Source organism: Bacillus sp. 9.4, assembly GCF_055486415.1.
Window position 1 is genome coordinate 597,888 of the sequence record NZ_JBVFMU010000001.1, and the last position, 25,769, is coordinate 623,656.

Annotated in this window: 26 protein-coding genes; 1 reads left to right on the plus strand and 25 read right to left on the minus strand. The window is 43.8% G+C overall.

Annotation, left to right across the window (positions count from 1 at the left end; genetic code table 11):
- Positions 1 to 82 precede the first annotated feature (82 nt).
- From era to rpsU, 13 genes are all read right to left on the minus strand, one after another.
- A complete protein-coding gene (era, locus tag ACZ07B_RS03675) occupies positions 83 to 988 on the minus strand; it encodes a GTPase Era (RefSeq protein ID WP_217000862.1) in 906 nt (301 codons plus the stop codon).
- The gene (locus ACZ07B_RS03680) at positions 969 to 1,379 is read right to left on the minus strand and encodes a cytidine deaminase (RefSeq protein WP_003230049.1); all 411 of its coding nucleotides are present in this window, start codon (positions 1,377 to 1,379) and stop codon (positions 969 to 971) included. Before ACZ07B_RS03680 ends, era begins: the two co-directional genes overlap by 20 nt.
- Positions 1,380 to 1,497: 118 nt before the next feature.
- Complete coding sequence (locus ACZ07B_RS03685; protein ID WP_015384119.1) at positions 1,498 to 1,869, minus strand: diacylglycerol kinase family protein; 372 nt, start codon at positions 1,867 to 1,869, stop codon at positions 1,498 to 1,500.
- The gene (gene ybeY, locus ACZ07B_RS03690; RefSeq protein WP_024572410.1) at positions 1,850 to 2,323 is read right to left on the minus strand and encodes an rRNA maturation RNase YbeY; all 474 of its coding nucleotides are present in this window, start codon (positions 2,321 to 2,323) and stop codon (positions 1,850 to 1,852) included. Before ybeY ends, ACZ07B_RS03685 begins: the two co-directional genes overlap by 20 nt.
- The gene (gene pgpH / locus ACZ07B_RS03695; protein WP_010886570.1) at positions 2,324 to 4,459 is read right to left on the minus strand and encodes a cyclic-di-AMP phosphodiesterase PgpH; all 2,136 of its coding nucleotides are present in this window, start codon (positions 4,457 to 4,459) and stop codon (positions 2,324 to 2,326) included.
- Between the two features lie 78 nt (positions 4,460 to 4,537).
- The gene (locus ACZ07B_RS03700; RefSeq protein WP_014477373.1) at positions 4,538 to 5,497 is read right to left on the minus strand and encodes a PhoH family protein; all 960 of its coding nucleotides are present in this window, start codon (positions 5,495 to 5,497) and stop codon (positions 4,538 to 4,540) included.
- On the minus strand, positions 5,494 to 6,690 hold the full coding sequence (gene yqfD, locus ACZ07B_RS03705) for a sporulation protein YqfD (protein WP_411225370.1): 1,197 nt from the start codon (positions 6,688 to 6,690) through the stop codon (positions 5,494 to 5,496). The genes ACZ07B_RS03700 and yqfD overlap by 4 nt, the downstream gene beginning before the upstream one ends.
- An 18-nt stretch (positions 6,691 to 6,708) precedes the next feature.
- A complete protein-coding gene (gene yqfC / locus ACZ07B_RS03710; protein ID WP_003226191.1) occupies positions 6,709 to 6,990 on the minus strand; it encodes a sporulation protein YqfC in 282 nt (93 codons plus the stop codon).
- Between the two features lie 56 nt (positions 6,991 to 7,046).
- Positions 7,047 to 7,466, minus strand: coding sequence for a hypothetical protein (locus tag ACZ07B_RS03715; RefSeq protein ID WP_464876907.1), 420 nt, complete (start codon positions 7,464 to 7,466; stop codon positions 7,047 to 7,049).
- 24 nt (positions 7,467 to 7,490) lie between these two features.
- On the minus strand, positions 7,491 to 8,486 hold the full coding sequence (gene floA, locus ACZ07B_RS03720; RefSeq protein WP_014477375.1) for a flotillin-like protein FloA: 996 nt from the start codon (positions 8,484 to 8,486) through the stop codon (positions 7,491 to 7,493).
- A 21-nt stretch (positions 8,487 to 8,507) separates the two neighbouring features.
- Positions 8,508 to 9,821, minus strand: coding sequence for an NfeD family protein (locus tag ACZ07B_RS03725; RefSeq protein ID WP_464876908.1), 1,314 nt, complete (start codon positions 9,819 to 9,821; stop codon positions 8,508 to 8,510).
- Between the two features lie 130 nt (positions 9,822 to 9,951).
- A complete protein-coding gene (locus ACZ07B_RS03730; protein WP_003230022.1) occupies positions 9,952 to 10,398 on the minus strand; it encodes a GatB/YqeY domain-containing protein in 447 nt (148 codons plus the stop codon).
- Positions 10,399 to 10,412: 14 nt separating this feature from the next.
- Positions 10,413 to 10,586 (minus strand): 30S ribosomal protein S21, encoded by a 174-nt coding sequence (gene rpsU, locus ACZ07B_RS03735; RefSeq protein ID WP_003152957.1) that lies wholly within the window; start codon positions 10,584 to 10,586, stop codon positions 10,413 to 10,415.
- Between the two features lie 172 nt (positions 10,587 to 10,758).
- On the opposite strand from rpsU, the gene ACZ07B_RS03740 reads away from it, so the two are divergent.
- Positions 10,759 to 11,682, plus strand: a complete 924-nt coding sequence (locus tag ACZ07B_RS03740; RefSeq protein WP_464876909.1) for a Na/Pi symporter — start codon at positions 10,759 to 10,761, stop codon at positions 11,680 to 11,682.
- Positions 11,683 to 11,717: 35 nt separating this feature from the next.
- On the opposite strand, the gene mtaB is transcribed toward ACZ07B_RS03740, so the two are convergent.
- The 12 genes from mtaB to gpr form a co-directional block, all read right to left on the minus strand.
- Complete coding sequence (mtaB, locus tag ACZ07B_RS03745; protein WP_003230017.1) at positions 11,718 to 13,073, minus strand: tRNA (N(6)-L-threonylcarbamoyladenosine(37)-C(2))-methylthiotransferase MtaB; 1,356 nt, start codon at positions 13,071 to 13,073, stop codon at positions 11,718 to 11,720.
- Complete coding sequence (locus tag ACZ07B_RS03750; protein WP_015251679.1) at positions 13,073 to 13,843, minus strand: 16S rRNA (uracil(1498)-N(3))-methyltransferase; 771 nt, start codon at positions 13,841 to 13,843, stop codon at positions 13,073 to 13,075. Before ACZ07B_RS03750 ends, mtaB begins: the two co-directional genes overlap by 1 nt.
- 22 nt (positions 13,844 to 13,865) lie before the next feature.
- On the minus strand, positions 13,866 to 14,801 hold the full coding sequence (gene prmA / locus ACZ07B_RS03755; protein WP_004398884.1) for a 50S ribosomal protein L11 methyltransferase: 936 nt from the start codon (positions 14,799 to 14,801) through the stop codon (positions 13,866 to 13,868).
- Between the two features lie 24 nt (positions 14,802 to 14,825).
- Positions 14,826 to 15,953 carry a molecular chaperone DnaJ gene (gene dnaJ, locus ACZ07B_RS03760; RefSeq protein WP_003230010.1) on the minus strand — a complete coding sequence of 376 codons (1,128 nt, stop codon included), beginning with the start codon at positions 15,951 to 15,953 and terminating at the stop codon, positions 14,826 to 14,828.
- A 199-nt stretch (positions 15,954 to 16,152) separates the two neighbouring features.
- Positions 16,153 to 17,988: a molecular chaperone DnaK gene (dnaK, locus tag ACZ07B_RS03765; RefSeq protein WP_014477380.1), complete on the minus strand. Its 1,836-nt coding sequence runs from the start codon at positions 17,986 to 17,988 to the stop codon at positions 16,153 to 16,155.
- Positions 17,989 to 18,011: 23 nt separating this feature from the next.
- A complete protein-coding gene (gene grpE, locus ACZ07B_RS03770; protein ID WP_003230005.1) occupies positions 18,012 to 18,575 on the minus strand; it encodes a nucleotide exchange factor GrpE in 564 nt (187 codons plus the stop codon).
- A gap of 71 nt (positions 18,576 to 18,646) precedes the next feature.
- Entirely contained in the window at positions 18,647 to 19,678 is a 1,032-nt protein-coding gene (gene hrcA / locus ACZ07B_RS03775) for a heat-inducible transcriptional repressor HrcA (RefSeq protein ID WP_003246126.1), read from the minus strand.
- 80 nt (positions 19,679 to 19,758) lie between these two features.
- Positions 19,759 to 20,898, minus strand: coding sequence for a radical SAM family heme chaperone HemW (hemW, locus tag ACZ07B_RS03780; protein ID WP_128993167.1), 1,140 nt, complete (start codon positions 20,896 to 20,898; stop codon positions 19,759 to 19,761).
- A gap of 52 nt (positions 20,899 to 20,950) precedes the next feature.
- The gene (lepA, locus tag ACZ07B_RS03785) at positions 20,951 to 22,789 is read right to left on the minus strand and encodes a translation elongation factor 4 (RefSeq protein WP_003229999.1); all 1,839 of its coding nucleotides are present in this window, start codon (positions 22,787 to 22,789) and stop codon (positions 20,951 to 20,953) included.
- Between the two features lie 133 nt (positions 22,790 to 22,922).
- Positions 22,923 to 23,261: a YqxA family protein gene (locus ACZ07B_RS03790; RefSeq protein ID WP_014477382.1), complete on the minus strand. Its 339-nt coding sequence runs from the start codon at positions 23,259 to 23,261 to the stop codon at positions 22,923 to 22,925.
- A 16-nt stretch (positions 23,262 to 23,277) separates the two neighbouring features.
- Entirely contained in the window at positions 23,278 to 24,483 is a 1,206-nt protein-coding gene (gene spoIIP, locus ACZ07B_RS03795) for a spore autolysin SpoIIP (RefSeq protein ID WP_406900757.1), read from the minus strand.
- 62 nt (positions 24,484 to 24,545) lie between these two features.
- Positions 24,546 to 25,652: a GPR endopeptidase gene (gene gpr, locus ACZ07B_RS03800; protein WP_014480309.1), complete on the minus strand. Its 1,107-nt coding sequence runs from the start codon at positions 25,650 to 25,652 to the stop codon at positions 24,546 to 24,548.
- Between the last annotated feature and the right edge of the window lie 117 nt (positions 25,653 to 25,769).

Below are 25,769 nucleotides of genomic sequence, written 5' to 3' on the forward strand. Positions count from 1 at the left end.
CCAGATGTCCTCCATTTCATGTTAAACAAAATTTGCTAATGTATCCCTGTTCCTGTGAGATAATGACACACACAGCAAGAGATTAATATTCGTCCTCTTTAAAGCCAAAATCGCGAAGCTGGGACATTTTATTACGCCAGTCTTTCTGCACTTTCACCCACAATTCAAGGTAGACACGGGAGCCCAACAGTGCTTCAATATCCGCTCTCGCTCTTTTTCCAACCTCTTTTAGAAGGCTTCCTTTTTTACCGATCACGATGCCTTTCTGGGAATCCCGCTCGACCACAATCGTTGCCGCTACGTGCACAGAACCGTTGTCCTGCCCTTTGATGGATTCGATGGCCACCGCAATGCTGTGCGGGATTTCTTCTCTCGTCAAATGCAGCACCTTTTCCCTGATTAATTCAGAAATGATAAATCGTTCAGGGTGGTCAGTTACCTGGTCACTCGGATAGAATTGCGGCCCTTCCGGCAAATACGCTTCAACCTGAGCAAGCAATGTTTCGATGTTATTTCCTTCTAAAGCAGAAATCGGAACAATTTCCTTAAAAGGATAACGTCCGCGGTATTCGTCAATTAGCAGGAGCAATTGGTCGGGATGAATTTTATCAATTTTGTTTACGATTAAGAATACAGGCGTAGACATCTTCTCCAATTTCTCAATGATGAATTCGTCGCCCTTCCCGTAGCCTTCCTCAGCATTGATCATAAACAAGATCAAATCGACTTCTTTTAATGTATTTTGCGCCACTTTCATCATAAAGTCCCCAAGCTTATGCTTAGGTTTATGAATCCCTGGTGTGTCAATAAAAATGGTTTGTGATGTGCCTGTCGTCAGTACTCCTTGCACCTTGTTTCTCGTCGTTTGGGGCTTATCGCTCATGATCGCGATTTTTTGTCCAATGACTCTGTTCAAAAATGTAGATTTTCCTACGTTTGGTCTTCCAATAATGGATACAAATCCTGATTTAAAGCTTTCGTTCGTCATGTAAATCCTCCGATGAAAATGCGCCTGGCAATAATTCTTCCACAGTCATTTCTTTTATTTGTCCTTGTAAATTAGTTAGTACGACAATAACGTCTTTTGTGCAAAGCTCAGAAATCACCTGGCGGCAGGCTCCGCACGGAGATACCGGTCCAGGGGTGTCAGCCGCAACGGCCAGCATCTGAAACTCTGTATCCCCTTCAGAAACAGCTTTAAATAAAGCGGTACGCTCGGCGCAATTGCACATGCTGTATGCCGCGTTCTCAATGTTGCAGCCTCTGTACACTTTTCCATCCTTGGTAAGAAGAGCGGCTCCTACTTGGAATTTGGAATACGGCGCATATGCCATATCACGCGCTTTTAAAGCTTCTGTTATTAATTCTTGTCTGTTCATGTGTACATTCCTCTCTTACCTATAATGGTACCGCTATCACTTTATATTTTACATAATCGCGCGCTTTTTTTCACGCCCATTTCTAAAAATGTAAAATAAATGTAAGAATTTTCAGCCATTACAGCTTTGGCAAAAAAATAAGTAAACCAATGATACACGAAATCACGGCAAAAACGCAAACAGCCCCGGCGGCAGCGTCCTTGGCCGCTTTAGCAAGAGGGTGATGTTTGTCAGTTATTAAATCAACCGTATGTTCAATGGCTGTATTTAAAAGCTCAAGCGAAAACATACCGCCTATCAAAAGGAATATAATCATCCACTCAATCATGCTGAGCTCTACAAGGAAGCCGCAAATGAGAACAGCGCAGGCGGCTGCGGCATGAAATTGGAAATTCCGCTCCGTCCGCGCTGTTTCCCAGATGCCCCGGCCTGCATGCACGAAGCTTTTGAAGAATCGCTTCAGCTCATTTCTATGATCTTTTGAGTCCATAAGCGTCCAGCAATTCCTTTTGCTTAGTAAACATCTCCTCTTCTTCCTCTTTCGTCATATGGTCATATCCTAAAAGGTGCAGAAATCCGTGTACAGCTAGAAATCCGAGCTCTCTTTTAAAAGAATGATTATACTCCTCTGCCTGCTCTCTTGTGCGATCGGCACTGATGATAATATCACCTAAAACCGGAGGCATTTCGGCGCCCACGATTTCGACCTCGCCTTCTCCCTCTTCTTCAAGAGCAAATGAGATGACATCTGTCGGAGCATCCTTTCCCCGGTATTCTTTGTTAATCTGATGTATGTCATCATTGGAAACAATCGTGACAGAAACTTCAGCCTGATCCTGAACGCCTTCACGCTCAGCGGCAAATTGAAGCAGATTTTCTACTTCTTTGAGCATCTCTTCTGAGACGCTTCCTGTTTCATCAACGATATCAATCAGTAAACTCATCTATTTCACCTTCTTAGTAGCCTCCGGATATTCAATCCGGGAGTGGAAAATTCCTTTTAATGTTGCACAGAGCGTTTTTGCGATTGTATCCAGCTCTTTAAATGTCAAATCGCATTCACTGAACTGTCCGTCCTGAAGCTTATCGGATATAATACCCCGGACAAGCTTTTCAATTCGTTCAGGATTTGGATTATGCATGGATCTGACGGCCGCTTCAACACTGTCGGCCACTGATATAATTGCGGCTTCCTTTGACTGCGGCTTCGGCCCCGGATAACGGAACTCTTCCTCTGTAATCTGGTCGCCTTTTTCCTTCGCTTTATAGTAAAAAAACTTTAAAAGCGAGGTTCCATGATGCTGCTCAGCAATATCGACAAGCTCTTTCGGAAATTTATAGCTTCTCAGCATATTCGCACCGTCTGTCGTATGCGAGATAATAATATTTTTACTCAACTGAGGTGACAGCTTATCATGCGGATTGTCAATATTCATTTGGTTTTCAATAAAATATTGCGGTCGCTTTGTTTTTCCGAGATCGTGATAATATGCGCCGACTCTTGCAAGCAAACCATTAGCCCCAACCGCTTCACAGGCTGCCTCTGATAAATTGGCAACCATTACACTGTGATGATATGTACCTGGTGTTTCTGTCAGTATTTTGCGCAATAGCGGATGGTTAGGATTAGACAGCTCGAGCAGTCTCATGGTGGATAAAATGCCAAAGCCCGTCTCAAAAAACGGCATCAGGCCGATGATTAATACAGATGAAGCAAACCCCGACACAACCCCCATGAGCATTAATGTTCCTATTTCAAGACCCGACAGTGCAGTGTTTTGGATCAATAATAAAGAAAGAACGACAACCATATTAATAAACGCTACGAAAAGCCCGGTCTGCAAAATCTTTGATCTGGCATTGTGCTTTCCTAAAAATAATACACCTGAAATCCCGCTGATCAAATAATAAATCCCTATGACATAATTGAATGTTCCTGTCACACCCTGATTAAACATCATACTTCCGCAAATCGCAAGAATGATACTTCCCAAAATGGCAATGCGTTCATTCATCAGCAGTTTGATTAAGATGGCTCCGGCCGCAATGGGGACCAGATAGCCGATATTATTATACTCCATCTTCTGAAACAAACTGACAACCTCCATGATCACAAGCAAAAGTGTTGTGATTATGGAGAATAACAGAATGGATTGGTTTTTAAACTTCAGATTTTGTTTCTGTTTTTCAAAATAATATACAAGTGTTGCAATGAAAAGTCCGATCATAATCAATAGCCCGCTGATCGGTTTAAAGAGATTTGAGTTATTTAATAACCCAGTCAGCTCAAGTTTCCTGTACACTTCCCGATCAATGAGGTCATTTTCTTCCACAAGCACTTGCCCCTGTTTGATTTGAACCTGCTGGACATTGTCTGAAGCTTCCTGCCGTTTTGCCTCTGTTGCTTTCGGATCAAAGACGTAATTCGGAATAATAGCAAAACGCCCGATTTCTGTCGCAGCTCCCAAGTATTTAGACGGAATAGAATTGCTCTTTAGCTCTTTTTCTACCTTATCCTTTGCATCAGATAGTTTATCCGAAGGGATTTCACTGCTCATGACCGTATTTACTGCGGTAATGACCGTATCTCTGACAAAAGAAAAGTCTTCACTGTCTGCTTTCAGCAATGTCTTAATTGAGTCCTCGGATATGGAATCATTCACATCTGACGTCAATTTATCCTTTACGGATTTGACCATTGATTTTTCCGATGGTGATTTGCTGCCTTCTTCCGATGATTTTTTCACTTCACTGATACTGTCGAATATTGATGACACAAGGTCAATCCGATTATCTGTGTATTCTTTTTTTAATGTATATTGATCCTCAACCGCGTCCTCAGCGGCTTGCTTTTTTTCCTCTGTGGCTTTTTGATCTTCCACGGTTGCCGGAGCATAAATGGTCTTGTCGCTGACTGAAAACAGGTCTAAATCAAGTGTTTCCGGCTTAACATGTACAAAGAGCAAAGCAAACATAATGGCAGCCAGCAGAAGATACAGCAGTACATGCATGGAGCGGGCATTTTTAAAACTGCTCCATTTTTTTGAGCTGCTTTTGGTCTTAGCCTTCTTTTTCAACACAAGAACCTCCTCTTGAAACATCAAGCCAATAAGCAATCATAAAAATGACCCGATAACGCGCGATCGGGTCATTCAGCATTAATTTTGCTTATCGTATGCTTCAATAATTTTCGCAACAAGCGGATGTCTGACCACGTCTGTCTGGTCTAGCTCAATCATAGAAATGCCGTCTATTCCTTTCAGCATCTCCTTCGCTACTGCAAGTCCCGATTTGACGCCTTTCGGCAGATCAATTTGGCTAACGTCACCTGTAATGATCATTTTAGAGCCAAAACCCAGTCTCGTCAAAAACATTTTCATTTGAGCAGGCGTGGTATTCTGTGCTTCATCAAGTATAACATAAGCATCATCGAGCGTCCGTCCCCTCATATATGCGAGCGGAGCAATTTCAATGATGCCTCTTTCCATCAGACGTTCTGTATGATCTGCCCCAAGCACATCATGGAGAGCGTCATACAGCGGGCGCAAATAAGGATCTACTTTTTCTTTTAGGTCACCTGGGAGAAAACCAAGGCTTTCACCAGCTTCCACGGCAGGTCTTGTTAAAATGATTTTTTTGATATGTCCGTTTTTTAAAGCATGGACTGCTTTTACGACAGCCAGGTACGTTTTCCCGGTTCCCGCCGGACCAATGCCGAATACAAGGTCATTCCGCTTCATAGCGGCCACGTATTCCCGCTGTCCCATTGTTTTTACACGGATTGATTTGCCTTTTGCGTTTTTTGTAATTTCTTCTTCATACATGCTTTCAAAGTATTCAAGTTCATTCTTCTTTGCCATTTTGATGGCGTAAATCACATCACGTTCAGAGATCTCTATCCCCTTGCGAATTAAAGCGAGGAGCGATCCCAGCAGCCTGTCTGCAATCTGAAACGATTCATCATCGCCTGAAACATAAATCGTCTCGCCGCGCGTAATGATATTTACATTCAGATCTTTCTCCATCAATTTCAAAAAAGAATCTTGGTTCCCGAAGAGTGAAAGCGCCTCGTCCGGGTTTTTCAGTTTTTGATTCATCGCAAGTAAATGTTCTGTCATTCTTCAGTCTCCCTGACAATAGGTGTGGTTTGAACGATATCTTCTATAACTTGGTAGAGAATAATCAACTTTACTTTACCATTCTCAACAGTCTGGTGCAAAACTTTTTCACTTTTCACCTCGCCGTTTTCGCCTATTTTATCCTCTACATCCTGTTTACCCAATTTAATGCCTTCTTGAACTGCTTCTTCTTTCGTATATTTTCGCAAAGCCTCTTCACTTTCTCTCGTTTGCTCTTTGACATAGGATACAGGGAGCTTAAACCCGAGAAAATGAAGCGAATGCTTTTCTTGTTCTGTTTTTGGATGCTTCAATTCCTCTTTTTTAAACGTCATCCCCCAGATCGGGATTGCCAAAGAACCAAAAGAAAGCTTGTGCTTTGTCCTTACTTTGCCCGTATAGACGTTAAATAATGTTTCAAGCGGGACTGTCACTTCTGATCTATACCAGGTTTCTCCGTAAATTTCTGCTTTTGAGGCGACTTCCTGCTGATGGTCTTCGCTGCCGATCAGTCCCGAAACAAGCAGCTGCCCCTTTTCAACATGATCGTGTATGGCGGCCATGGGCTGTCCTTTTTGCACAAACATTCTCGTAATGGTTGCTTTCTTTTTGGCGACAATATTGCGCGGGCTAACATACTTTTCTTTTTCGGGCTCATTTTTCTCCACAACTTTCATGTGAATGGTCGTCCCCTTCAGATCAACTCCGACCCAAGTGATATTGTCTATTCCATTGGTTAATGATTTCTGTATTTTTTCGGGCGACATCATTAAAAACTGCAGACGGCCCTTTTTGACGCCGATTTCATTAAGATGCTGCCTCATTTGATGTTCTGTTTCAGGCTTAGCGCCTGTCACATCAATTTTCCACACCATATTGGACAGCAAAAACAAAAGGATGAAAAAAATCGCAAAACCGATCGTAAACCCTATATTCAGCTTTGATTTCAGCAACAGGAAGGGAAATCCCTTCCGATTGATAAATCGGGCTTTACATTTAAATTTACATCTCACCCGCCGAAAGGCATGTACATCCTGAAGCTGTATATATAACGATACGGCTTCTTTCTTTTTTTTGACATGAAAGACCGGAATCCCCTGTCTTGTGCATTCATTAAGGAGCCGCTCAATCCCTCTTCCCGTCAATTCAAGCTGGACCTTACCCGAAAAAAAAGACAGCCATTTATTTTTCACAACATTTCCCCCTCGGCTTTATGACTCAACATATCGAACGACATCAATCGTACCCTCCAAAAGTATCTCTTCCGGAAGAATCGCCTTGATGACAAAATTTTTACCAGATATGATGCACTGGCCCTGCTTCAGCATCAGCCTCACTTCATTCTCACTGAAAAGCAAAAGACCTCTGTGGTTTTCTATGTAGATATGAAGTCTGCCAACCATTGTAATCCTCGGCAGATCCATCATAACGTCCGGGGGAATTTCCAATGCTCTTGTCAGCCAAGCTTTCATACGATTCTTTCTTTGCCCCATACAAAAAGAACCCCCTTTCATCTCATATGTATGATTTGAAAGGAGGTTCTAACACTTTAATTTTTACGGGCCGGGCGCATCGTACGGTGAGGTTTTTTCGCCCGTGGAGGCCCGAACACCTCTCCTAGAACGATCCCCTGTACGACGGTGTCTTTATTCACCTGAAGCATTTTTTGTTTTGTGTATACTGTTTTTTGTTTGGCAGCAGCAAGATCTCGTTCCAGCCCTTTCAGGTTTCTTGCTGTTTCCCTGCGTCTTTCTTCCGCTTCCCGTCTTGCCTGTTCCATACGGTTAGGGATAGGTGCAGGGGCATCTTCTTTTGACTGCTTCTTTTGAGGAGAAGCAGATTGCACGTGTTGAGGTTTTTTTCTTTTTTGGTTGTTTTGCTTTTCTTCTTTGCTCTTTTTGCCGAAAATCGCAGAAATGATTCCGATGATCGCTGCAATAATAAGCGGATTGGTCAGTAAATCTTCCATCAGCGTTCTCCCTTCTTAGAGAGATTATGATTTGCGGTCTTCATCCGAAGGGTCTTTCGTCAGCTTCCCGAATGAATCACGCATTTCTGTGTCAGCATCGATGTTCTTGATATTCATGTAATCCATGACACCAATATTCCCTTCACGCAAAGCTTCTGCCATCGCAAGCGGCACTTCCGCCTCGGCTTCTACCACTTTCGCGCGCATTTCTTCTACGCGGGCACGCATTTCCTGTTCTTGAGCGACAGCCATCGCACGTCGTTCTTCCGCTTTTGCCTGCGCGATGTTTTTATCAGCCTCAGCCTGATCGGTTTGTAAAATTGCACCGATGTTTTTGCCGATATCTACATCTGCAATATCAATTGAGAGAATTTCAAACGCAGTTCCTGAGTCCAATCCTTTTCCAAGGACTGTCTGAGAAATCATATCAGGGTTTTCAAGCACTTTTTTATGATTGCCAGATGAACCGATTGTAGAAACGATCCCCTCACCTACACGAGCTACAATGGTTTCTTCTCCTGCTCCCCCGACGAGGCGCTCGATATTCGCTCTTACTGTGATTCTCGCTTTCGCTTTCACTTCAATCCCGTCCATTGCGACACCGGCAATGAACGGTGTTTCAATCACCTTAGGATTAACGCTCATTTGAACAGCTTCCAACACGTCCCGGCCTGCAAGATCAATGGCAGCACAGCGCTCGAATGTGAGTTCAATGTTAGCTCGCTGAGCGGCGATAAGCGCGTTGACGACTCTGTCAACATTACCTCCAGCCAGGTAGTGGCTTTCAAGCTGGTTTGTTCCAACATTAAGTCCCGCTTTATGGGCTTTAATCAGCGGGTTAACAACCCGATTCGGAATGACACGGCGAAGCCTCATCCCAACTAGAGTGAAAATGCTGATTTTCACTCCGGCTGCCAAAGCTGAAATCCAAAGCATTACAGGCACAAATGTAAAAAATACTGCCAAAACAATGATCGCTACTGCGACAATTGCCAGAATCATAAGTGTTGACGGATCCATATAACTTCTCCTCGTTTCTATTTAAATTTCTCTCACGACAATGCGTGAGCCTTCTACTTTTATCACTTTTACTTTTTTATCTTTTTCTGTAAACGATCCCTCCGATACAACGTCAAGGCGTTCATCATCAATAATGACGGTACCGGAAGGACGCAGCGGTGTAAAGGTTATACCCACTTTTCCCATTAAGTCCGTGCGCGTTTGATTTGAAACGTAGCCGCTCTCCGTATTTGTAGAATCATTTAATATCAATTTCTTAAAGAATTTCATACGCTTTCCCAACACCCTTGTCAGTAAAATAAAAGCTGTAATCGAAACAGCTGAGGCGATCAAGAGAGAAACCGCCATGACAGTGAAGCTCCCCGCGGCTAAAAACAGGCTCGCAATAATCGCTCCCAAGCCCAGTAATCCAATGATTCCTCCGGGAAGAAAAATCTCAAGCAGGATGAGGATCACCCCTGCTATAAAGAGGAGAACCGTCTCATACCCGGCAAGGCCGGCTGCAAGATGCCCGTAAAAGAACAGCAATAACGCAATGAATCCAGCCGTTCCAGGGAGGCCGACACCCGGTGAAAAAAGCTCCACCGTCAGACCTAAAAAAGCGATTGTCAGCAGAATAGGGACAATGACCGGATTCGTCAGCCACCTTGCCGTCTTTTCCGCAAAGCTCTCCTTTGCGTAGCTGATCTGCGCTTTTTCGAACCCAAGCTTCTTTACGAGCGTGGACATATTGTCAGCAGTGCCTTCTGAATAGCCTACCTCAATTGCCTTGTCTGCGTTAAGTGTCAGCAGATCTCCCTTAGGCGCGCCGACTTCCTTGGCATCTATATCCGGGTCAGCCATTGCGAGCGCATATTTTGGATCGCGGTTATTTTTCACTGCGGCATCTTCCATCTCTGCCAGCCAAAGTGATTGAGCTTTTTGGTCAGCGGCATTGCCTTGGCCATCAACAATCGCGGCGGCTCCCATTTTTCCGCCAGGCGCCATATAAATGTGATCTGCTTGAAGTGCAATATATGCACCAGCAGACAACGCGCGTTTGTTGACATATGCAGTTACGGGGATCTCGCTTTCGGTTATCAAATCGGCCATATCAATAGCAGATTTGACCAATCCCCCCGGGGTATTGATATCAAGAATAATATGGTCTGCATGTGCATCCTTTGCGTCTTGTAACGAACGGGACAAAAACGAGGCGAGACCCTGTTCGACATTTTTTTCAACCGGAATCACATAAACAGTTTGTTTTTCTGCTTTTGCGTTCAGTTGTACGCCTAATAAAGAAAGCAATAATATACTCAAAAGAGCAGCACGGAATCCTTTGATTTGAAGCAAGGGCGGTGTATCCCTCCTTCCTTTTATAATAAGTGCCTTCTCTTCATACGTAACAAATGTATCAAAGGTTTCATTTTTTTATGTATAAAAAAAGACATCTCTCTTAGAAAGATGTCCTTTTCTTTGCCATTTAAGACAGTTGACTGCTCACAAGCTTATTAATTAAACTTCCGTCAGCTTTACCTTTTACTTTAGGCATAATTGCCCCCATCACTTTGCCCATGTCCGCTTTTGAGCTCGCACCGACCTCCGCGATGGTTTCATTTACGATTGTACGCAGCTCTTCTTCTGACAGCTGCTCAGGTAAATAAACTTCTAAAATGTCCAGCTCTTTTTGAACTTTATCTACTAAATCTAAACGATTAGCGTTTGAAAATTCCTGGAGGGAGTCTTTACGTTGCTTAAGTTCACGAGAAAGGACAGTGAGTTCCTCATCCTCGGTCAAACTGTCTTTCTTAAGCTTAATTGCTTCATTTTGAAGTGAAGCCTTAACCATTCGAACGACAGTCAGTTTGTCTTTCTCACGGTTTTTCATATACAGCTTCATATCCTGGTTGAGACGCTCAAGAAGACTCATAAATCCACCCTCTTTTAGAATTTGCGTTTTCTAGCAGCTTCAGACTTTTTCTTGCGCTTTACGCTAGGTTTTTCATAAAATTCACGCTTTCTTGCTTCTTGCAAAGTACCTGTCTTTGATACACTGCGTTTGAAGCGACGAAGAGCATCTTCAAGCGATTCGTTTTTTCTAACGACCGTTTTTGACATTCTCTTTCCCTCCCTCCGAATACACCAATCGACTACCTTTAAGTTACACATATAAACATGTACTTTGACATTATAATATAAGCCATCAGTCAGGTCAACTAAGTGAGTTCACTTTTCCGTCATGAGTGCGACTGCCTGTCTATATAATGAAAGAAAGGGGTTGGTGAATAGGATGTTAATTCTGATTAGCTTTACTGCTCTTATATTATTCTTTCTCGCAGGCATGAACATGCTTCGAAAGGGCTTAATTTCAATGGCGTACTCAAAAATTGAAGAACGTTTGCTTTTATTTACGGACCATCCGTTAAAAGCGTTTCTTATCAGTATTGTATTTACGGGGATACTTCAGAGCAGCTCAGCCTTTATGGTCATTGTCATCGGCTTTGTAAGTGCGGGCGTTCTTTCTTTTAAGCGGACGATACCGATGATTCTGGGGACGAATGTTGGCTCTACTTTTACAACTGAATTTATTGCTATCAAAATGGATATTTTGATTTGGGTTCTTTTAATAGGTGGTTTATTGTTTTTTCTGACTGGCAGGTATCCTTTGAAACACCTGGGAACAAGCTTCCTTGGACTGGGCATCATCTTCTTTTGCATCAGCGGATTCAGCCATCTTGCCGGGCCGCTGACGAAGCTGAAAACGGGAGCCGACGTTCTATACCATGTTAACGATTCAAACTGGTCCGCTTTGCTCATCGGGATGGTGTTAACTGCCATCATTCACTCCAGTTCTGTCTGTATCGGCATTTTGATGAGTTTTATGAATGAAGGGATTATCGGACTGACACAGGCGATGAGCGTCGTACTCGGATCAAATATCGGGACATGCATTACAGCTGTCATGGCTGCTGTATCCGGCGGATATGCGGCGAAACAGACAGCGTATGCGCATGTGGTATTTAACGTGCTAGGGGTGGCTCTAGTATTGCCTTTTCTGACCGCAGCGACCGGCTTTGTAGAGCAGTTATCACCCGATCCTGCCCAAAGGATTGCTCATTTCAGTCTTTTATTTAATGTAGTAACAGCTCTTTTATTTCTTCCGCTTACAAACTTGTTTTACCGATTGATTCACCTTCTGATCCCAGTTAAATAAAAAACCGGTACATTTTAATGCACCGATTTTTTAGGTTAAGAAGACAAACGCATGTGTTCAGTTATTTCATCCTCAACCACACGGACAAACTGTCCTTCGTTGTAAGGATAACCTGCTTTTAGGATTTTGACTTTTACGATTTTGCCGATCATATCTTCCGTACCTTTGAAAACAACCTTCATATAATTGTCTGTGTAACCGACAAACATATTTTCTTCTTCTGTTTCCTTAAACGCTTCCTCAGGGATAATCTCAAGCACTTCATTTTCATACTGAGAAGCGTATTCCTTTGCAAGCTGGTCAGAAAGAGCAATCAGGCGGTGCACACGTTCGTTTTTCACGTTTTCATCCACTTGGTCTTCCATTCGCGCAGCTGGTGTTCCTGTACGTTTACTGTAAGGGAAAACATGCAGTTCAGAGAATTTATGTTCTTTAATAAAGTTATAGGTTTCCATAAATTCTTCTTCTGTTTCTCCAGGGAACCCGACGATGACATCAGAAGTAACAGCTAAGCCTGGCAGTGCTTTTTTCAATTTATTTAAACGGTCTGCAAAGAATTCCATTGTATATTTGCGTCTCATCCGTTTAAGCACTGTGTTTGATCCGGATTGGATAGGAATATGCAGATGATTCACTATCTTATCTGAGCGGTCTAAGACCTCGATCACTTCGTCAGTGATTTGGCTGGCTTCGATTGAAGAAATTCTGATCCGTTTCACGCCTTCCACACGGGTGTCTAATTCGCTCAAAAGCTTCGCGAAGTTGTAATCTTTCATATCTTCGCCGTAGCCGCCTGTATGAATACCCGTAAGAACAATTTCCTTATATCCGGCATCGACAAGCTGCTGCGCTTGTTTAATGACTTCTTCAGGGTCGCGGGAGCGGAGCAGGCCGCGCGCCCACGGAATGATACAGAATGTGCAGAAATTATTGCAGCCCTCCTGTATTTTCAATGACGCTCTTGTGCGGTCCGTGAAAGCAGGCACATCTAGCTCTTCATAGACTCTTGCTTTCATGATGTTGCTGACGCCATTAATCGGCTGGCGTTCTTCTCGGTATTGGTCAATGTAGCCAAGCATTTTTTCACGGTCCTGTGTTCCGACTACAATGTCGACACCGGGGATCGCCATAATCTCAGCAGGTGAGGTTTGCGCGTAGCAGCCTGTGACACAGATGACACCGTCAGGATTTTGACGAATGGCGCGTCTGATCACTTGGCGGCTTTTTTTATCTCCCGTATTTGTAACCGTACATGTATTAATGACATATACATCAGCTGTTTGTTCAAAGTCTCTTCTTTCATAGCCCGCTTCTTTGAAAAGCTGCCAGATTGCTTCTGTTTCATAATGGTTGACTTTACAGCCAAGCGTATGGAAAGCAACAGTTGCCATTACTGATCACCTCTTAATAACTCTGTTTGATAAGAAATCGCGCTCAACGCGTATAGCGGAGCGGTTTCTGTCCTTAAAATTCTCGGTCCAAGGCCGCACGGCACACCGTCTTGCTCTGTGAGCCGTTCAACCTCCGCTTCTGTTAAACCGCCTTCGGGACCAAATACGATCAATAGAGATGATCCTTTCGGAAGGCTGCTTACAATCGCGCTGAATGCGCTTATTTCCCCTTGCTTCGATGACTCCTCGTATGCAACGACACATTTATCGAAATCCTGCATCCTTTGAAGAAGCTGCTGAAAAGAATGGACATCCATCACTCGCGGCACTTCGTTACGGTACGATTGTTCAGCCGCTTCCTTCGCAATTTTCGTCCATCTTTCCCGCTTTTTCTTTGCCTTTTTGTCATCCAGCTTGACAACAGAACGCGCGGCTTGGAAAGGAATAAAGGCATGAGCTCCGAGCTCAGTCCCCTTTTGGATAATCCATTCAAGCTTATCTCCTTTCGGAAGGCCGCTCGCAATATAGACCTTTATCGGAAGCTCTCTGTTTTCATTCGTCCATTCTATCACAAGGCAGGACACTTTATCTTTGGAAACAGATTGAAGTTCACATTTTGCCTCGAAGCCGTCTTGAGAGCAGCAGATAATCTGATCTCCCTCATTCATTCTCATCACGTTCACAATATGATGAACATCTTCGCCGGTAATCGAAAAAGCCGGCGCTTCCTCTATTTGCTGCTTCGTGAGCTCGATAAAATATCGTTGCATACGCTGTGACACCTACTAACTGTTATTTTTTCGCAATAATACTGACCCAATCTTCCATTGAAAGGATTTCTACAATGGTAAAGCCAGCTTGTTCCAGTGCTTCTTTTACTTCTTGTTTTTTATGACCGATGATTCCTGACGTAATAAAGTGGCCGCCTTCTTTTAACAGGCTGTACGCTTGTGAAGTAAAGCGAAGAATGACTTCAGCCAAAATGTTGGCCACAATCACATCATGTTCCCCTTCAATCCCGTCTAACAAATTGTTTTGCTTCACTTGAGCAATATCGCTGACTTTGTTCAGCTTGAGATTAAGGCGTGCACTTTCTACAGCCACGGGATCAAGATCGTAGGCATGAACCGATTCAGCCTCAAGCATTGCAGCCGCAATACTTAAAATTCCCGAACCAGTGCCGACATCAATCACCTTATCACCCTTTTGCACAAAGCGTTCAAGCGCCTGAATGCAGAGTACGGTTGTGGGATGTGTCCCTGTGCCGAAAGCCATTCCCGGGTCCATTTCAATAATCAGTTCATCAGTATGGACCGGCGTATATTCCTCCCACGTCGGCACAATTGTAAACTTTTCAGAAATTTTCACAGGATGATAATATTTTTTCCAGGCAGTCGCCCACTCTTCTTCATTTACTTCAGAAATAGTGATGTGGTTTCTGCCCAAATCAATATTGTAAAGAAGGAGATTATTAATCGTTTCTTTAATGCCGTCTACAGTTTCGCCCAGAAAACTGTTAACCGGCAGATATGCTTTGACAATGACACCCTCATCTGGGTAATCATTGGGGTCGAGCTGGTAGATTTCCCCGTACACATTCTCACGTTCTTTAATTAAATCAAGCGGGTCCTCTATCACAACCCCACTTGCACCAGCTTCATGCAATATATTTGAGATAGGTTCGACCGCTTCATGTGTTGTGTGAATGCTTAATTCGGACCATTTCAAAACTACCAACTCCTCATCCAATAATTAATCGCCTTTAAACGCGCGTTTTACCTTGTCAAAGAAACTCATTTCCTGTTCGTCAGGCAGGTTTCCGCTGACTTCGGCAAATTCGCGGATAATGTCTTTTTGTTTATCAGTCAGATTTGTCGGCGTAACGACGCGGACGACGATATGCTGGTCACCCTGTCCATAGCCTCTGACATTTTGAACGCCTTTGCCTCTTAATCTGAATTTCGTTCCTGTTTGTGTACCGGCCGGAATTTTCAATTTCACTTTTCCATGCAGCGTCGGCACTTCTACCTCATCTCCAAGAGCAGCCTGAGCAAACGTTAACGGCATTTCACAGTAAATATCATCGCCGTCACGCTCGAAAAACTCGTGTGCGCGTACATGGAACACGACAAATAAATCCCCGGCAGGGCCGCCGTTTATTCCTGGTTCACCCTGTCCCGAGAGACGAAGCTGCTGCCCGTCATCTACACCGGCTGGAATTGTCACATTGATTTTCTTGCGTTTTTTGATTTTTCCTTTGCCGCCGCAGTCCGCACATTTGTTTTTAATGATTTTGCCTGTACCTTCACAGTGGTGGCAGACCCGTCTGTTAACGACTTTTCCAAACGGTGTATTTTGCTCCACGTTTAACTGGCCGGAGCCTCCGCAGTGGGAGCATGTTTCTGGATTTGTTCCAGGTTTCGCACCTGAGCCTTTACATGTTTCGCACGTTTCCTCGCGGGGAATTTCGATGGTTGTTTCTTTACCGAAAGCCGCATCCTCAAACGACAGGGTCATCGTATACTGTAAATCAGCACCCTGGCGCGGAGCATTTGGATCTCTCCGTCTTGTGCCTCCGCCGAAAATACTTGAGAAAATATCATCGAAACCAAAACCGCCGAAATCGCCGCCGCCAAAACCTCCGCCGCCAAAGCCTTGGTTAGGATCAGTGTGACCAAATTGATCGTAATGCGCACGTTTTTGGTCATCTGACAGCGTTTCGTACGCTTCTTTTACCTCTTTAAATTTTTCATCTGATCCGGCTTCTTTGTTAATATCAGGATGATATTTTTTTGACAGCTTCCGATAAGCTTTTTTAATTTCATCCTTTGAAGCGCTCTTACTTACTCCCAGCACTTCATAGTAATCACGCTTACTCATCTCGCTTCACTCTCCCGAATTTCTCACATAAATTAGATTGTATCATTTTGAATTATGATTTTTCAATTCCTTTTATCCCGGGCAAGAAAAAAAGTCAAAGCCAAGAGATGCCTGACTTTGACTTTCTAATCATTGAATCAGATTATGAAATGTGTTCTTTTCGGTCAGCTCCGGAAGCGGGGCTGACACTAAAAAGAACTTATTTTTTGTTTTGGTCGTCGTTTACTTCTTCGTATTCAGCGTCGACAACGTTGTCATCCGCTTTGCCTTCAGCGTTTGCTCCGCCTTGAGCTTGCTGTGCTTTAGCAGCTTCTTCATAAAGCTTCATAGAAAGCTCTTGAACGATTGTTTGAAGCTCATCTTTTTTCGCTTTGATCTCTTCAAATTCGTTTTTCTCAATCGCTGCTTTTAAAGCGTCTTTGGCATCGTTGGCTTTTTTCACTTGTTCTTCATCCACTTTGCCTTCAAGATCTTTTAATGTTTTCTCAGTTTGGAAAACAAGCTGATCTGCTTCGTTGCGGACTTCGATTTCTTCTTTTTTCTTCGCATCAGCGTCAGCATTTTCTTCCGCTTCTTTTACCATGCGTTCGATCTCTTCATCTGAGAGACCTGAAGAAGATTTGATTGTAATGTTTTGTTCTTTTCCTGTGCCTAAGTCTTTTGCTCTTACGTTTACGATACCGTTTTTGTCAATATCGAAAGAAACTTCGATTTGAGGCACGCCGCGCGGTGCTGGCGGGATATCAGTAAGCTGGAAGCGGCCGAGTGTTTTGTTGTCGGCAGACATTGGGCGCTCACCTTGAAGAACATGGATATCAACAGCTGTTTGGTTATCAGCAGCAGTTGAGAACACTTGAGATTTGCTTGTCGGGATCGTCGTGTTGCGGTCGATCAGTTTTGTAAACACGCCGCCCATTGTTTCGATACCGAGAGAAAGCGGTGTAACGTCAAGCAGAACAACATCTTTTACGTCACCTGTGATAACGCCGCCCTGAATCGCAGCACCTAGCGCTACAACTTCATCCGGGTTTACGCCTTTATGCGCTTCTTTTCCAGTTTCTTTTTTGATTGCTTCTTGTACGGCAGGGATACGAGTTGATCCGCCGACAAGGATGACTTTGTCGATTTCGCTTGCAGAAAGTCCTGCATCTTGAAGCGCTTGACGGACAGGACCCATTGTGCGCTCTACTAAATGAGAAGAAAGCTCTTCGAATTTAGCGCGAGTTAATGTAAGTTCAAGGTGAAGCGGTCCTGCTTCTCCAGCTGTGATAAACGGTAAAGAAATTTGCGTAGAAGATACGCCGGAAAGATCTTTTTTCGCTTTTTCAGCTGCGTCTTTCAAACGCTGAAGCGCCATTTTGTCTTTTGATAAATCAATGCCGTTTTCTTTTTTGAATTCAGACACAAGATGATCGATGATAACTTGGTCAAAATCGTCCCCGCCCAGACGGTTGTCGCCGGCAGTTGAACGAACTTCGAATACACCGTCGCCAAGCTCAAGGATGGAAACGTCGAATGTACCGCCGCCAAGGTCGTATACTAGGATCGTTTGATCTTCATCTGTTTTATCAAGTCCGTATGCAAGCGCTGCTGCAGTCGGCTCGTTGATGATACGTTCTACTTCAAGACCTGCAATTTTACCAGCGTCTTTTGTTGCTTGACGCTCAGCATCGTTAAAGTATGCAGGAACTGTGATAACTGCTTTTGATACTGTTTCGCCAAGATAGCTTTCAGCGTATGATTTAAGGTGTTGAAGGATGATAGCAGACACTTCTTGTGGAGTGTAATCCTTTCCTTCAATTTCAACTTTATAATCAGTACCCATATGACGTTTGACTGACATAATTGTGTTAGGGTTTGTAATAGATTGGCGTTTAGCCACTTCCCCTACTTGACGTTCGCCGTTTTTAAACGCAACAACTGATGGCGTTGTGCGGTTTCCTTCAGCGTTAGCAATAACTTTAGGCTCGCCGCCTTCAAGCACTGCCACACATGAGTTTGTTGTTCCTAAGTCGATTCCGATAACTTTACTCACTTGAATAACCTCCTGCTATGTAATTATTGATTCACTTTGACCATGGAAGGGCGAATGACGCGATCCTTCAGCTTATAGCCTTTTTGCATTTCCTCAACAACAATGTTGGAGCCGTAGTTTTCGTCTTCAGCCTGCATAACAGCTTGGTGCAGATTAGGATCAAATTCCTGCCCTACAGCTTCGATGGCTTCGACGCCTTCTTTTTTCAAGGCTTCTACGAGCTGACGGTGGACCATTTCCATTCCCTGGAGCAAACTTTTCGTCTGTTCATTGTCGGCTTCAACCTGAAGCGCTCGTTCAAAGCTGTCAAGAGCCGGCAGCAAATCAGTCACGATATTTTGAGAACGGTATTTTTGGGACGCTTCCATCTCTAAACGGCTGCGTCGTTTATAGTTTTCAAAGTCTGCTTGAACACGCAAAAGTTTGTTTTCTTTTTCCTCAAGCAAACCTTGCAATTCGTTAATTTGGTTTTGAAGAAGTTCGCTTTCATTTGTTTCTTCCTGCTGTTCATCAGCGGCAGCTTGTTCTTCAATGATTTCTTGCTCTTCTGTTTCGTTTTGTTCAACGGTTTGTTTTTCTTCTGACATTGTGTTCACCTCCCTCAAAGTGTAAGGAGAAGGACAGGTGCTGCCCTTCGATAAAATTTGCCAAAATTCCCTTATTCATCATACAGACTTGTTAATGCTTTTGACAAGTCCGAAGTCACATGCTGAAGCAGGCTGACAACCCTGGAATAATTCATGCGGGTCGGGCCGATAATCGCAATTGAGCCGATCTGCTTCTGGTCTACGGAATAAGAAGCCGTAATCAGACTGCAATTTTCCATCTCTTCATAGTCGTTTTCTTTTCCGATTTTAATCGAAATACCCGTGTGCGGAGATTGAACCAGCTTTAAAACATCCTGTTCTTTCTCAATTAATGAAAGCAGCGACCGAACTCGGGTGATATCATGGAACTCAGGCTGGTTCAGCATATTGATTTTCCCGCCAAAAAACAACTTTTCAACATGATTTGTGGAATGAAAGGTTGAACGAAGCGCGTCGAGTATATTGTCATAGTTTTTAATGTGCTGTCTTAGGTACATGACAACTTCCTTAAATATGCGCTCATTCAGTTCATCCATTGGAACGCCGCTTAAACGGTCGTTCAGTATATTTACCAGTTTTTCAATATCAGACAGATCCATTTTGGTCGGAAAGTTAATCGTTTTGTTTTCCACATGCCCCGTATTGGTAACGAGAATCGCTACCGCCATATCAGGCTGAATCGGAATGATTTGAATCTGTTTAAGGTAATTCTCACTCAGCTTCGGCCCGAGTACGATGGATGTGTAATTCGTCAGATCGGACAAAATTTGCGCTGATTTTTGAACTGTCTTCTCCAGCTCGAAAATTTTCTCTTTGAAGATCGAGTGGATTTGGTCCAGGTCGCTTTTCGTCAGTTTGACGGGTGACAGCAAATGGTCAACATAGTACCGATACCCTTTTTCTGACGGAACACGTCCTGAGGATGAATGGGTTTTTTCAATAAAGCCCAATTCCTCCAAGTCAGCCATCTCGTTTCTTATTGTTGCAGAGCTAAATGTGATTTCATCTTTTTTCGAAAGAGTTCTTGATCCCACCGGCTGTGCCGATTTAATAAAATCGTTGATTATAACCTGAAGGATCAGCAGCTGACGATTTGTTAACATCATCATCACCTCTGTTAGCACTCTCAATAAGCGAGTGCTAATTCTATAACAAAAGTATCAAACCACAAGAAAAATGTCAATTATAACTCACCCAAAAAAGCGCCAAAAACTTCATTGCCTAATAATTTCCCTTGATGAGTCAAATAAACGGCAGACTCCGAATTGTGAATCAGCCCTTTTTCAGCGAGGTCTTTTAACACGCTTGGGAAAAGTCCATCCAGGGAACGGCCGTATTTTTCTGCGAATCGTTTTTTGCTGACACCGGCTGTTTTTCTCAAACCTAAAAACATTTCTTCCTCAATCTGTTCTTCTGTTGTCACTTCATGTGTATCTCTGTACGGAAAACCCTTTTCAGCTATCAGGTCAATGTAATGCTTAACAGGTCCGACGTTCACTGTTCGTGTGCCGCCGATATATCCGTGAGCGCCAGCTCCGAAACCGAAATATTGTTCGTTGCTCCAATACGTTAGATTGTGCTTAGATTCCATGCCTGCCTTAGCAAAGTTGCTGATTTCATATTGATGGATGCCGTGAGCTTCCATCTGGCTCATCACCATTTCATACATTTCAGCTTCCTGCTCCTGCGGCGGAAGATGAAGCCGCCCTTTTTGCATCAAATTATAAAATACCGTTTTCGGTTCTACAATAAGGGAGTAAACGGAATAATGCTCGGCATCCAATGATAAAGCAGTGTTTATGGAATGTTCCAGATGCTTGAGGGTTTGCCCCGGAAGCCCGAACATGAGATCAAGACTGATATTCTCAAAACCGATTTCCCGCGCTCTTTCAAAAGAGGTGAATACATCTTTTTGCTTGTGCACTCGGCCGATTTTTTCTAACAGATCGTCTTCGAACGTTTGCACACCAAAGCTGAGGCGATTTACGCCTGCTTCTTTTAATATTTTTAATTTCTCTGCGGACAGGTCGTCCGGATTCGCTTCAACCGCAAATTCCGATAAGTCGCTTGAGGGCTTCAGTACGCGGTTGATCATGTCCATCAGCTTTTTAAGCTGTTCCTCAGACAGGGAGGTCGGCGTGCCTCCTCCGATAAAGATTGTTTTGAGATCAGGCTGCCCAGTTTTTGCTATTGTATTTATCATTTCCTGTTCGAGTGCGTTTACATACTCGTCGACTGGCTGACTTTGAATAAAATATTTATTGAAATCGCAGTAGTGGCAAATATGCTCACAAAATGGGATATGGATATAAGCTGATTTCAACGGATTCACCTTCTTTACAGAAAGAAGCCGCAGTACAAGACTGCGGCGGCTTCTATTGTTTTTTCGGACTGTCGTCCATTTTCAGAACTGCCATAAATGCTTCTTGCGGCACTTCAACTGAGCCGACCTGCTTCATACGGCGTTTTCCTTCTTTTTGTTTTTCAAGAAGTTTCCGTTTACGCGAGATGTCCCCTCCGTAACATTTAGCCAATACGTTTTTACGCATTGCTTTTATGGTGGAGCGGGCCACGATTTTCTGGCCGATTGCGGCTTGTACCGGAACTTCAAACTGCTGGCGCGGAATGAGTTCTTTCAGTTTTTCAACGATCACTTTTCCGCGTTCATATGCGTAATCACGATGCACGATAAAGGAAAGGGCATCGATTTTTTCACCATTCAGCATAATGTCCATTTTCACAAGCTTGGACGGTTTGTAGCCGATCAGTTCATAATCAAAGGACGCATAGCCTTTAGTGCTTGATTTCAGCTGGTCAAAAAACTCATATACGATTTCCGCTAATGGCATATCATAAATGATGCTGACACGGTTTGCGTCTAAATACTGCATATCAATGAAATTGCCGCGTTTTCCTTGGCAAAGCTCCATCACAGCGCCGACATAGTCATTCGGCACCATCATCGTCGCTTTTACGTATGGCTCCTCAACCCGTTCGATCTTTTGAGGATCCGGCATGTTGGACGGGTTGTCGACAACGACCTTTTCGCCGTCTGTCATGTACACGTCATAGATAACGCTTGGCGCTGTTGTAATCAGGTCGATGTTGAACTCACGCTCAATTCGCTCCTGAATGATCTCCATGTGAAGCATGCCTAAAAATCCGCAGCGGAACCCGAATCCAAGCGCTTGCGAAGTTTCCGCTTCATATTGAAGGGAGGAATCATTCAGCTCAAGCTTTTCAAGAGCTTCCCTTAAATCATTATACTTCGCTGTATCAATCGGATACAAACCACAGTACACCATCGGGTTTAGCTTGCGGTATCCCGGCAGCGCTTCTTCTGCAGGATTAGCAGCGCTCGTTATTGTATCACCGACACGTGTGTCACCGACATTTTTGATTGAGGCAGTCAGGAAGCCTACATCACCGACCGTCAGTTCATTTGTCGGAGTTGCTTTCGGCGTGAACACGCCTACCTCTGTTACTTCGAATTCTTTGCCGGTTGCCATCATTTTGATTTTTTGTCCCGGCTTTACCGTTCCTTCAACGACTCTGATATAAGCCACGACACCGCGGTAGGCGTCATAAAGCGAGTCGAAGATCAGCGCTTTGAGCGGCGCCTCCGGATCTCCGGTCGGAGCTGGCACCTTTTCTACGATTTGTTCTAAAATCTCCTCAATCCCAATACCGGCTTTTGCTGAAGCAAGCACGGCTTCTGATGCATCAAGGCCGATAACGTCTTCTACCTCTTGGCGCACACGTTCAGGCTCGGCGCTCGGAAGGTCGATTTTATTGATGACCGGAAGGATTTCAAGATCGTTGTCAAGCGCTAAGTAGACATTGGCGAGCGTCTGCGCTTCAATCCCCTGGGCTGCATCTACGACAAGAATCGCTCCCTCACAGGCAGCAAGGCTTCGGGATACTTCATATGTGAAGTCGACGTGTCCCGGCGTATCGATTAGATGAAAGATATATTCTTCTCCGTCTTTTGCTTTATATTTAAGCTGAACAGAGTTTAATTTAATGGTTATGCCCCGCTCACGTTCAAGATCCATAGAATCGAGCAATTGTTCTTTCATTTCTCGTTGAGTGATTGCCGACGTTTTTTCTAAAATACGATCCGCTAAGGTCGATTTTCCGTGGTCAATATGGGCAATGATAGAGAAATTCCGTATTCTCGATTGCCTCTCTAAACGCTTTTCTTTATCTGTCACAATCTATCACTCCTACTATTAAACGCAAAATACACTAGCTTAGATTATATCAATAGGATTGTAAAGATTCAATGTAAAACAAGAAAGAGAAAAGTTCCCTATCATATCTGGGCTGCTTTTCTCTTTCACGTACTTATTGATTCATATCCCGTATCCATTCATACATTGACTGGGCAGTATTGGTTACGGTGTCCGAAAGCGCTTTTCCGGCTTTTGAAAACATATTGAATGTCTCCACCTTTTCCAGCTCTTTTTGTTTTTCTTCTAAATCTTTTGCCGTGACTGTTTCTCCTAGGATTGAGGCTTCTTTTTCATTATCTTTTCCGTCGGTGAGCGTAAACGCCCCCTTCAGTGAAGGGTCATGATAGCCTTTCATACTCAGCATCCCGTTGTTTGCCTGCTGCATGCCGAACAGTACGCCTAAAAACATGATCGTGACAAGCAGTAAGCATTTTCCAAAGTATGCAATCAAATCAACCACCTATTTCTTATTGTTTTTTCGTCTCCCCGCTCGTTGCGTTGACCTTTTCAGCATCCCAGTACATTTCGCTGAATACGTCCGCGGCCGCGTTAGCCGCACGCTGCAGCTCTTCGAGATTATTATCTACTCCGCCAAATTCGAGCAAAAGCGCTCTATCGGTTAAATCCTGATTGTAAACACCATTATCGCCTGGCGAGCCTTTGGAAAAGACACCTGTGCTAAGTCCGGGATATTTTTTCTCCATCAGTTTATGAAGCTCACTCGCAATTTTATAGTTTTCTTCGAAGTTTTTGCTTTTTTTCCCGACGACAAAGGCTACCCTGGCATAGCTTTTCCCTTTAATCGTTGCGGTTGTGTTTTTTTTGCGCCGTGAGTCTCTGTGGATGTCAATGATATATTGCAGATTTTTGTTTGAAGCGAGGGCGTCTTTCACAACCGGCCTTGATTCATCATAGGACCTGGCATAGTTTAAGCCTTTTTTATTCAATTTTGACTGTATATCGGTTTTATTCACTGTGGCTCCGATGCCTTGGGATTCAAGCGCTTGTCCGAACATATCTCCTACAAGCGTGACGTTGGCTTTAGAATGGCGCGCCATGTCAGGATCGGTCTCACCTTTTAATAGAGGGAGATATGATTCCGTATTGTGCGTGTGATAGATAAACACAACCTTTTTATCACCTGTTGTTTGTTTGGGCGGATCTTTTTGCGCATTATCTGATTGCGTTTGCTGTTTTTCAATCTCTGCCAAATTCGCTTCCCTTTCTTCCTCCATCACCTTAGACGGCGGCGGCGATTCCGCAGGCATATTCGTATAATCCGTCCCTTGTCCAGCTAACAAAATCTCGGTATCAAATTGTGCAAACCCCGGCAGCTCCCTACCGAGAAAGCTCCGCGGATCTTCGAGGTTAATGCTCGTCGCCAGCTTTAAAGAAAGACGAGAAAGATGAAATGAGCTGTCTGTTTGAGAGAGGTCAGAAGCGAAATAATGGTTTTCCATCCGCAGCAAATGTGCAAACACGTCACCCGGCAATTCTTCAGCAATCCCATAAAAAGAGTCAGACGACGGCCTAAGTTCCGGCCGGAGAGACGTCAGCACACCGGATAGAACAAAAATCACGATAAGGCTTACGATAAATAGAAAGATGGCTTTTACCGCTTTCCCGCCATTTACCGCAACAACAATTTGTCTGTTTCTGCGTTTATTTCTCATTGAATCCCTCCAGCGCTTGTCTAGTAATTACTCTATGAACAAGCTAGAGGAAGTAGAACTGTTTAGTGATTGTAGGAGCCTTTGTTTTCTTGTGACACTTTTTCATGAAGCGCTGTGTTTAATCCGTTCGCTAAAACATTTGCCATATCGTCGATAAATGAATCGACTTCCTTCGGCGTAACCATTAAGTTGTGCCCTAAAGGCGAAAGCACCTCGTGAATGAGCTGCCGTTTTTCATCTTCTTGAAGGGTTCCGACAATACCTAGGAACGATTGGCGCTGCTTTTGATCAGGAAGATCTTCTTCAGTGAGCACTTTCTTCTTCCCAAAGGTCATGCCTGCCGGAACAAGCGACCTTGACGGCCTGTTATCCTTCATTTCTCTGCCAAAATGTTTTAATATGTAGTCCACCGTGTCGCTGGCAATTGTCACGGCATCAACTACTGTCGGAACACCGATAGCGATCACCGGAACACCAAGCGTGTCTTTGCTTAAATCTTTTCGTTTATTCCCCACTCCAGATCCAGGATGAATGCCTGTATCCGATATTTGAATCGTTGTGTTGACCCTTTCCACCGCCCGCGCCGCCAACGCATCAATGGCGATGACAAAATCAGGCTTTGATTGCTCAATCACACCTTTAATAATGTCACTTGTTTCGATTCCTGTTATCCCCATTACACCCGGTGCAAATGCACTGACAGGCCTGTAACCCTCCTGTACGTTTTCCGGCTGAAGCTTAAACAAGTGCCTTGTTACCAACAGATTTTCTACTGCCATCGGTCCAAGCGCGTCAGGTGTCACGTTCCAGTTGCCGAGCCCAACGATCAAACAGCTCGCATCTTTTGAGATATTAAGGTTTTCAAGAAAAGCTGAGAATTCCTCTGCAAAGACAGCAGAGACCTTCTCCTGCATTTCCGAATCATTCTCCCTGATTCCCTGTGCTTCAAGCGTTAAATAGCGCCCTTCTTTTTTTCCCGAAAGCTCTGCGCCTTCCTTTGTAACATCAACTGTGCGGATTTTAATGCCGCCGTGATCACGCTCTTTTTCAATAAAGCCTTTAATTTCTTTTGTCGGCACAGCCTGCTGATTGGCCATTGCTTCCTTCGTTTCCACTGCCAAATCGGTACGTATCAAATACTGATTCACATCTAGCTCACTTTTTTTCATACAGGGGCCTCCTTCACATTAAGTACCTATATTGTTGCCATTTGCTGAATGAATCATGCTAAAAAGAGAACCTTCAATGAAAAATACTTTACATTTATATTGCAATCTAAAGGTGTG

What these genes read in the sequence shown, in the direction of transcription:
- era (WP_217000862.1), bottom strand. Translation starts at nt 988, where the DNA reads ATGACGAACGAAAGCTTTAAATCAGGATTTGTATCCATTATTGGAAGA.
- ybeY (WP_024572410.1), bottom strand. Translation starts at nt 2,323, where the DNA reads ATGAGTTTACTGATTGATATCGTTGATGAAACAGGAAGCGTCTCAGAA.
- ACZ07B_RS03740 (WP_464876909.1), top strand. Translation starts at nt 10,759, where the DNA reads ATGTTAATTCTGATTAGCTTTACTGCTCTTATATTATTCTTTCTCGCA.
- ACZ07B_RS03750 (WP_015251679.1), bottom strand. Translation starts at nt 13,843, where the DNA reads ATGCAACGATATTTTATCGAGCTCACGAAGCAGCAAATAGAGGAAGCG.
- dnaJ (WP_003230010.1), bottom strand. Translation starts at nt 15,953, where the DNA reads ATGAGTAAGCGTGATTACTATGAAGTGCTGGGAGTAAGTAAGAGCGCT.
- ACZ07B_RS03700 (WP_014477373.1), bottom strand. Translation starts at nt 5,497, where the DNA reads ATGACAGAACATTTACTTGCGATGAATCAAAAACTGAAAAACCCGGAC.
- ACZ07B_RS03730 (WP_003230022.1), bottom strand. Translation starts at nt 10,398, where the DNA reads ATGAGTCTTCTTGAGCGTCTCAACCAGGATATGAAGCTGTATATGAAA.
- ACZ07B_RS03715 (WP_464876907.1), bottom strand. Translation starts at nt 7,466, where the DNA reads ATGGAAGATTTACTGACCAATCCGCTTATTATTGCAGCGATCATCGGA.
- rpsU (WP_003152957.1), bottom strand. Translation starts at nt 10,586, where the DNA reads ATGTCAAAAACGGTCGTTAGAAAAAACGAATCGCTTGAAGATGCTCTT.
- yqfC (WP_003226191.1), bottom strand. Translation starts at nt 6,990, where the DNA reads ATGGGGCAAAGAAAGAATCGTATGAAAGCTTGGCTGACAAGAGCATTG.
- ACZ07B_RS03680 (WP_003230049.1), bottom strand. Translation starts at nt 1,379, where the DNA reads ATGAACAGACAAGAATTAATAACAGAAGCTTTAAAAGCGCGTGATATG.
- floA (WP_014477375.1), bottom strand. Translation starts at nt 8,486, where the DNA reads ATGGATCCGTCAACACTTATGATTCTGGCAATTGTCGCAGTAGCGATC.
- mtaB (WP_003230017.1), bottom strand. Translation starts at nt 13,073, where the DNA reads ATGGCAACTGTTGCTTTCCATACGCTTGGCTGTAAAGTCAACCATTAT.
- gpr (WP_014480309.1), bottom strand. Translation starts at nt 25,652, where the DNA reads ATGAAAAAAAGTGAGCTAGATGTGAATCAGTATTTGATACGTACCGAT.
- spoIIP (WP_406900757.1), bottom strand. Translation starts at nt 24,483, where the DNA reads ATGAGAAATAAACGCAGAAACAGACAAATTGTTGTTGCGGTAAATGGC.
- ACZ07B_RS03685 (WP_015384119.1), bottom strand. Translation starts at nt 1,869, where the DNA reads ATGGACTCAAAAGATCATAGAAATGAGCTGAAGCGATTCTTCAAAAGC.
- hrcA (WP_003246126.1), bottom strand. Translation starts at nt 19,678, where the DNA reads ATGTTAACAAATCGTCAGCTGCTGATCCTTCAGGTTATAATCAACGAT.
- grpE (WP_003230005.1), bottom strand. Translation starts at nt 18,575, where the DNA reads ATGTCAGAAGAAAAACAAACCGTTGAACAAAACGAAACAGAAGAGCAA.